The organism is Enhygromyxa salina (assembly GCF_000737335.2).
GTDB lineage: Bacteria > Myxococcota_A > Polyangia > Nannocystales > Nannocystaceae > Plesiocystis > Plesiocystis salina_C.
Genome location: NZ_JMCC02000121.1, coordinates 20,632 through 27,610 on the forward strand (window position 1 = coordinate 20,632; position 6,979 = coordinate 27,610).

Annotated in this window: 6 protein-coding genes; 3 read left to right on the forward strand and 3 right to left on the reverse strand. The window is 69.0% G+C overall.

The genetic code is table 11. The annotated features are described in order from the left end of the window. Nucleotides 1–30: 30 nt before the first annotated feature. Nucleotides 31–1,866, reverse strand: coding sequence for an IucA/IucC family protein (locus tag DB30_RS34570; RefSeq protein WP_165704082.1), 1,836 nt, complete (start codon nt 1,864–1,866; stop codon nt 31–33). Nucleotides 1,867–1,995: 129 nt separating this feature from the next. Here DB30_RS34570 and DB30_RS34575 point away from each other — a divergent pair, with 129 nt between their 5' ends. The 3 genes from DB30_RS34575 (at nt 1,996) to DB30_RS34585 (ending at nt 5,358) form a co-directional block, all read left to right on the forward strand. Beyond that, complete coding sequence (locus DB30_RS34575; RefSeq protein WP_052557242.1) at nt 1,996–2,673, forward strand: hypothetical protein; 678 nt, start codon at nt 1,996–1,998, stop codon at nt 2,671–2,673. 263 nt (nt 2,674–2,936) lie between these two features. Further along, nucleotides 2,937–3,935 carry a tol-pal system protein YbgF gene (gene ybgF, locus DB30_RS34580; RefSeq protein WP_052557244.1) on the forward strand — a complete coding sequence of 333 codons (999 nt, stop codon included), beginning with the start codon at nt 2,937–2,939 and terminating at the stop codon, nt 3,933–3,935. Nucleotides 3,936–3,948: 13 nt separating this feature from the next. After that, nucleotides 3,949–5,358: a LysM peptidoglycan-binding domain-containing protein gene (locus DB30_RS34585; protein ID WP_165704083.1), complete on the forward strand. Its 1,410-nt coding sequence runs from the start codon at nt 3,949–3,951 to the stop codon at nt 5,356–5,358. A 48-nt stretch (nt 5,359–5,406) separates the two neighbouring features. On the opposite strand, the gene DB30_RS34590 is transcribed toward DB30_RS34585, so the two are convergent. Next, a complete protein-coding gene (locus tag DB30_RS34590; RefSeq protein WP_052557249.1) occupies nt 5,407–5,748 on the reverse strand; it encodes a hypothetical protein in 342 nt (113 codons plus the stop codon). A 413-nt stretch (nt 5,749–6,161) separates the two neighbouring features. Continuing rightward, nucleotides 6,162–6,979: HEAT repeat domain-containing protein (locus tag DB30_RS34595; RefSeq protein ID WP_146661946.1), on the reverse strand; the 818-nt coding region annotated here is incomplete at its 5' end.

Genomic DNA, 6,979 nt, shown 5'->3' on the forward strand with positions numbered 1-6,979 from the left:
CCGAGTTGTTCGGCGATGCGAGGGCGCGAGTCAATACGCCTGTTCCACGCCGGCCACGATGTTGTCGACGCGCGTGTAGTCGTAGTCCGAGCTGCGCTCGAACAGCCGCATGGACAGCAGCGCCTTGGCCCGCACCTGCGGCCGGGTCAGCGCCTGAAGATCAGCCGCCAGCCGGCGCCGCCGCGGCTCGCTCATCCCCAGCTCCGATCCCCAGCGCGCGTAGCAGTCTGCCAGGCAGCGGCGGAGCTTGGCCCAACACGCGAGCTCGTCGACGCCAAGCCGGCCCGCGGTCGCAAACAGCCAGGTCAGGTGGGCGTGAAACAAGGTGTGCTCGAGCTTGCCGCGGACCTCGTCGAGATCAGTCGTGAGGATGAACGACCGGGCCGCGAAGCTTGGGGCCGCGAGCGCCTTCAGCTCGTCCAAGCGCGGGGTGTGGATCCGAACGCCGCCCAGGTCACGCACCCAGATCCCCACGAGTCGCCCGTCCTTCACGTGGGCCAGGGTGTTCTGTGCGTGGAGCTCGAGCGCGATCCCATAGAGCGAGAACAGCCGAAGCGCGGGCGGGACCAGCTTGCTGATCCACGCGTCGACCAGCGCCGTGACCCGCTCGACGCGACCGCCGGGGTAGCCTGCGCACGCCCGCTCGAGCACCAGCTCTTCGGTTCCGGGCCACCGCTCGCCGATCGCTGCGCACACCCACCCGTGTTCACTTGGGTCCAGCGGCGGGAGCACGCGGAGGATCGCGCCGAGCTCGCCCGCCTTGGGGCCAACGCGATCGGGCTCGAGCCCAGCAGCCGCGGGCTCTGGCAACAGCCGCAGCGCCGCCGTCTGCGGATCACGTCGCTGGATGTCGGCGATCAAGCGCGACAGCTGCGGCCCGTTGTGAACGCTCATCGGCGAGACCTGGCGTCGCGTCGAGGTTGTGTGCACCGGGCAGGCCAGCTTGAGCTGACGGGTCGGCGCGAGCGCGACCGTGCGCAGGCTCAGCAACGATCGACACGGCACCGGGGGCCGCACGACCGCACGGATCGCGCCGCGCTCGAACAGCGGCCCAAACAGTTGGCGCAGGTTGGGTGGGGACGCAGGGTGGATCGGGACCCGCACGAACCCTCGCGGCGCGGCTCCAAACCAGCGGGTGGCTTCGTCGACCCAGTCGCCCGCGACCCGCACGAGCTCGGCGTCGATGTCGACGCAGCCCACCCACGTGCTGGCCAATTGCTCGGGGGCGTGACGAACCACCGCCGCGCGACTCAGGCCCAGGCGCGTGCGCGTCATGGGATGCCACGGGTGGCCGTCGGTCACGAAGTGCTCCGGGTCTTCGAAGCGGGGATCGGCCGGATACCGCTCGGGATGCTGGACCCGCGCGCGGGCGACCTGCTGTCTGAGTTCGTCCGCGATCCGGGCCTGGGCCAGGTTGACGACCGAATCGAGCAGCTCCCTGCCCACGCGGGCGCGGGCCGCCGGGTCCAGACCTGCTCGCGCACCGAGCTGCTCGATCAAGTCGAGCGGATCGTCGACGCGAGGATCGAGCTCGCCGGAGAGCTCGGCCCAGTGCAGCCCAAACGGACCTCGGCGTCGGAGCGGGAGCAGCAGCGGTCCACGATCGAGCTCGACGTGAAGCGCGTCGGCGCGGTCGTTGCCGTCGAGCAATTGTTCGCGAACACCCGCAAACAAGACGCGGGCGGCGATCTCTCGCACGGCGCCACGCCACGCGCGGTCGAGCCGTTCAGCTGGCCAGGCCGATCGGTCGGCGATCTCGCGCAGCGGCCCGTCGCCGAGCAGCAGCATCCAGCGCTGCCAGCCAACCGCCTCCCGGGCCAGAGCCCTCGCGGTGGGAGTGTCGAGATCGAGACGGGGCTGGGGCAACACTGCGAAGGTACAGACCTCGAATGGTGCACACAATTGGAGTCGGCCTGCGTGTATGGCGCCGGGCGATGGCCTCACCTGCGAAACTCCAAGTGGACGACGCGCCCGAACCAGCCTACGTTGACCCGTATGGATGGTGCGCGCGAGGTCGCTTGGGCGGTGGCGCGCACGGGATGCATGCGGGCCCAGATCGCCCACGAATTCAAGTCTCTCGTCGGTGAGGTCGCGGGCGCCTGGGGGCGCTCGTTTCCGCGTCGCCTGGGCTATCAGATCCGAACCGAGACCTGCAGCGAGGCCATGGTTCGCCTGTACGTTCGGCGCGGCGACTTCGAGGGGTGCGTCGAGCTGTGTTGTGATTGGGACGAAGAGTCGCGCAATGATCGGCGCGGGACCGTGCTGATCCGCGCGGTTGCCAGCGCCCGCTCCAACCGTCTGGCGGTCGCCGAGGCCTCGGGCGAGCGAGCCGTTCGGCGTTCGCGTCGGATCGCAGCTGGGATCAGCGCGGCGGTCGGTGCGGGGTTTTGTTGGCTCGCCGCTGGGGTCCATATGCCCGTGGTCGGGGGCTTGATGCTCACGGCGCTCACCGTCTGCCTGCTGGTGGGTGGCGACAACCTGGGGATGCGGGTGGGGGAGGGCATGGCCGCGCATCGCCGCCTCAGCGCCGAGCGGGCGGTCCAGGACGACCTGGGCGTCCAGGCCGACATCCGCCGCTGGAACAGCCTCAATCGCCAGCTGCGAGCGCATCGGCGGGCGCTGGCGCGGGGCTCGAGCGGCGCGCCGTTTCGGCGGGCGGCGCTGGGCGCCTGACAACCGGATCGCGGAGATGACGCCGTGCCCGCGGGCCCGCACGCCCGCACGAAGCCTTCACGCGGCCGGGGACATCGACGTCGATGCACCTGCAATGGCCAAGCTTCGTGGGTTTTTTCTCGCATGGCCGCGCGCTTGCTAGCCTGATCCCACGCTGGTGCCGACTGCCGCTTGGGCATGGCACCGCAACGTGGGCTCGCCCGCCAAGGTACTGCATGCCGGTTCAGCAACGACGACCTTCTCTCTCACGCGCTCGCGCTGCGTTGATCGGCGTCGCGCTGCCGCTGCTCGCCGTTGGCTGTGCCAACTCCAAGCCCCAGACCGCGACCCCCGAAGTTGCCCAGAGCGAGGCCGGCGTCGATCTTCTACGGCGCGAGAACGCGGCCCTGCGCAACCGCGTCCAAGGGCTCGAAGAGCGGGTGCGCCTGCTCGAGAACGGCGGCGGCAAGAATTGGGGGAGCACCAGCCTGGGCTCGACCGGCTACGACAGCTACGGGGCCGCGCCAGGTCCCGACGACAGCGCGTGGGGGGAGCCAGAGTACGACGGCCCTCGCGAGCTGCCGGTCGTCAAGCTCACGCCCAACGAGCGCCGATCCGCGCAGGCCACCCACGCGACCCAGCCAACCAGCAAGCCGGCGGGCCACCCTGGGCGCGCCAGCAACTCGATCAGCTTGTCGCCGCTGCCCAACAGCGGCGCGCCCGAACAGCACGGCAGCAGCTACGTCGTCGATGCCCGCGGAGGCGACGACGACGGGGATGACTACATGGGCGCGCCGTCCGACGACGGCACCGGCGAGCCAGCCAGCTATCGCTTGGTCGGCAGCAAGCTGGTTCAGGCCACCCAGCGCAAGGCTTCGGTCAGCTCGGGCCCGAGCGATCGCGACTCGGGCGTGGCCAAGGACTACAAGTCCGCGATGGCCATCTACAAGGACGGGCGCTACGCCGACGCCGAGCAGGCCTTCGCCGCGATCGTTAGCGCCCATCCCAACCACGACTACGCTGACAACGCGCTCTACTGGCAAGGTGAGGCCGCCTACGATCAGGCCCACTACGCCGACGCGCTCGCGGCTTTCACCACGGTCGTCGAGCGCTACGGCGGCGGCAACAAGGCCCCAGACGCGCTGCTCAAGATCGGGCTCTGCTACGGCCGCCTCGGCGACGCCGCCAACGCCCGCGATGTCCTCACCCAGCTCGTCGCCGCATACCCACGCGCGGAGGCCAGCAAGATCGCCAAGCGCAAGCTCGCCGACCTCGGCGACTGAAGTTCGGAGCCCCATGCGCCTCTCGACAAGCTCGACTCTCCCCGGTTTGGTCCTGCTGTTCGCCGCTGCCCAGCTCCCGCTGGTTGGCCCTGCGTTTGCTGGTCCGCCAGCAGCAGACAACCCCGCAGCCACCCGCGGCACTGTCAGCGTCGGCATTGGCGGGTTCTCGCCGCCGCCCCAAGGTGAGTACGACGCCTCGACCACCGCCGATCCAGGCTTGCTCGATCGGACCCGCAGCCAGACCCCCGATCAAACCTACGGCGCGACCGGGGCCGGCGAGCGGGTCGGCTACGACATCATCGACGCGGGGTTGTACGCCAACGACGACTGGAGCGAAGGCACGCCCGACTACCACGTCGTCGAAGAGGGCGACACGCTGTCAGAGATCTGCGCGTACTACTACGGCGACATGTACCTGTGGCCGAAGATCTGGTCGTACAACCCGCACATCACCAACGCCCACTGGATCTTCCCCGGTGATCGCATTCGGCTGACGGATCCCTACGAGTCGGCGACCGGCGACGAGGGCGGGCTGGGCTACGCGCAGTCCTACGATCCAAGCAAGAGCGGCAGCCAGAGCTACCTGCTCGAGCGCTACGCGTTCATCGACGAAGAAGAGATCGACAAGTCCATGGAGATCCTCGGCGGCGCGGAGCCGGGCATCATGATGGGCACGCTCGACACCGCCTATATCAGCTACAAGCCCGAGAACCCGCCGATCCCCGGCGAGCGCTTGAGCGTGTACCGGAAGAAGACCCCGGTCTACGACATCAAGGTCAAGGGCAAGAAGCAAAAGCTCAAGCAGGGCAAGCGGATCGGCTGGCTCGTCGAGGTCGTTGGCGAGGTCTACGTCCAGAGCGTCGCCGAGAAGTCGGCCGAGACCGAGATCGTCGACTCGGTCCGCCCCGTCGAGCGGGGCCAGCGAGTGGGCGAGCTCAAGACCCGGTTCGCGCGGGTGTCTCCCAGCGCCAACGAGGTCACGATCAACGGGCTCGTGGTCGAGACCATCCGCGAGCACACGATCAGCGGCGAGACGCAGTTCGTGATCATCAACATCGGGGCAGCCGACGGCGTACGTCGCGGCAACACCCTCGAGGTCGTTCAAAAGGGCGACGCGTACACGCCCGACCATCGCCTGCACCAGCCCTATGAGAAGGGCCACCCGCGGCGGATCTTCGCGAGCTTGCTGGTGCTCCAGATCGAGGGCGACAGCGCGCTGACGGTGGTCACGGAGTCCGTGCGCGAGATCGTGGCCGGCGATCACGTCGAGCTGGTCGCCGCTGGCGAGACCCCGCCCGACTTCGATCCCTACGATTCCGCGGCTCGCGATGAGCGGCGCAGCAAGAACGCTGCGGCCAAGGGCTCGGCGAGCAGCGGCAACGGCGGGGCCGAGGCATCCGGCGAGCTGCGCCTTGGGCAGTAGGGAAGGGCAGTAGGGAAAGGGCACTCGTCCGGCCCCAATCGGGCGAACTCAGAGCCGCTCGCAGGCCGCCCCGTCGAAGTGGTACTCGGCCCACTCGATGAGGGGGCCCGAGCTTGGGCGCACCGTGGACTCGAAGTCTGGGCCATCGATGCGCACGACCTCTGTGCCAGCTTGACCGTCGACCGTGGCGCTGAGGATTCCGCGGCCGAGATCCACGCTCAAACCGCGCAGCTGGCCGCGCTTGCGTCGGACAACCTCGGCGACCAGGTCGGACGCGAACGCGACCATCGGCATCACCGCGCGGCCCTCGAGGTCACGCCCGTGACCATCTGAGAACCGCAGGCGCAGGTGGCCGCGCCGCAGGTGAAACTTGAAGGAGTCGAGCGCCACGCAATGACCCTTACCTTTCAAACCGGCGATGACAAGCGCGATTCTGTGGTTGTTTTACACTACGTTCACTGTCAGCGGATTTTTGGCTGACCTGACGGAAACACGCGTGTAGCGGTCCGTTCAGGCAATGTGCACGCTATCGGTGGATGTATGCAGACTGATCGGTTTCGCGTCTATATTGGTCTTCTGGACAGGGTGTATCGATTGGATGCCCAAGGGTGGGCGCGGGGGCGCAGCGTGCAACCACGGTGGAGAACAAGCACATCGGGGTGTCCCAAAGGACATTATACCGTATCAGTGTATTGATTACAGTGCTCGCTGCCCACAGTCTCCGCATGCGTCGGCATGCGTCCGCAAGCGGGCGAGAGGCCCTTGGCCGAGCCGAAGACAACCATCCGTGCGCGTCATCGACGTCAATCACGACGGTACGCGTCGCCTTGGGTCGGCTCGGGATCGGCGAGCTGTTCGAGCGCCGCGCGGGCCTCGGCGACGGCCTCGCGGACGGCCGGACGCGGGTGCCTAGCGAGGCGATTGAGCAGGCCGAGGCCGCGCTCCGGATCGATGCGGGCGAGCGCGTACGCGGCTCGCACGCGCGTGAAGACCGGGACCATGAAGCCGGTCGAGTAGCGCCGCACGGCCGTGATTGCTTCGGCTGGTGCGTCGCCGCCGAGCACCGCGATCGCCTCGAGCGCGCGGTCACGGGTCTCGCGGCGGCGCAGGCCCTCGATCAAGCGGGGGGCACCTTCGGGTCGCCGGGCGGCGGTCAGGGCCATCGCCGCCTCCCAGCCGATCTGCCCCTTGCCCTCGTCGGTGCCAAGCACGGAAGCGAGCACGTCACAGGCGGCGGCGCTGGGTGGATCGAGCAGCGAGATCGCGGCGATCAAGTTGGCGCGGACCTGCTCGTGGGTCTCGCGTGAGAGGGCCTCGATCAGATCGGGCTCGACGGCTTCAGCTCCCACCTCGACCAGCGCGGGGGCGGCCTGAAACCGAACGTCGGCGCGGGCGTCGGTGAGCAACTCGCGGAGCTCGGCCAGCACGCGTGCGTGCAGCTCGACGGCGCGGGGGCGCCCGGCTGACGCGTTGGCGCTGACCGGCCCGTCCATGCAGGCGCGCGCCGCCGCGCCGAGCAACGACAGCGAGATGACCCCGCACTCGCGCGCAAACATGGCGGCGTCGTCGTCTTGGTCCAGCGCCAGGGCTTCGCGCGCCCGGGCGTGGGCGACAGGTGCGG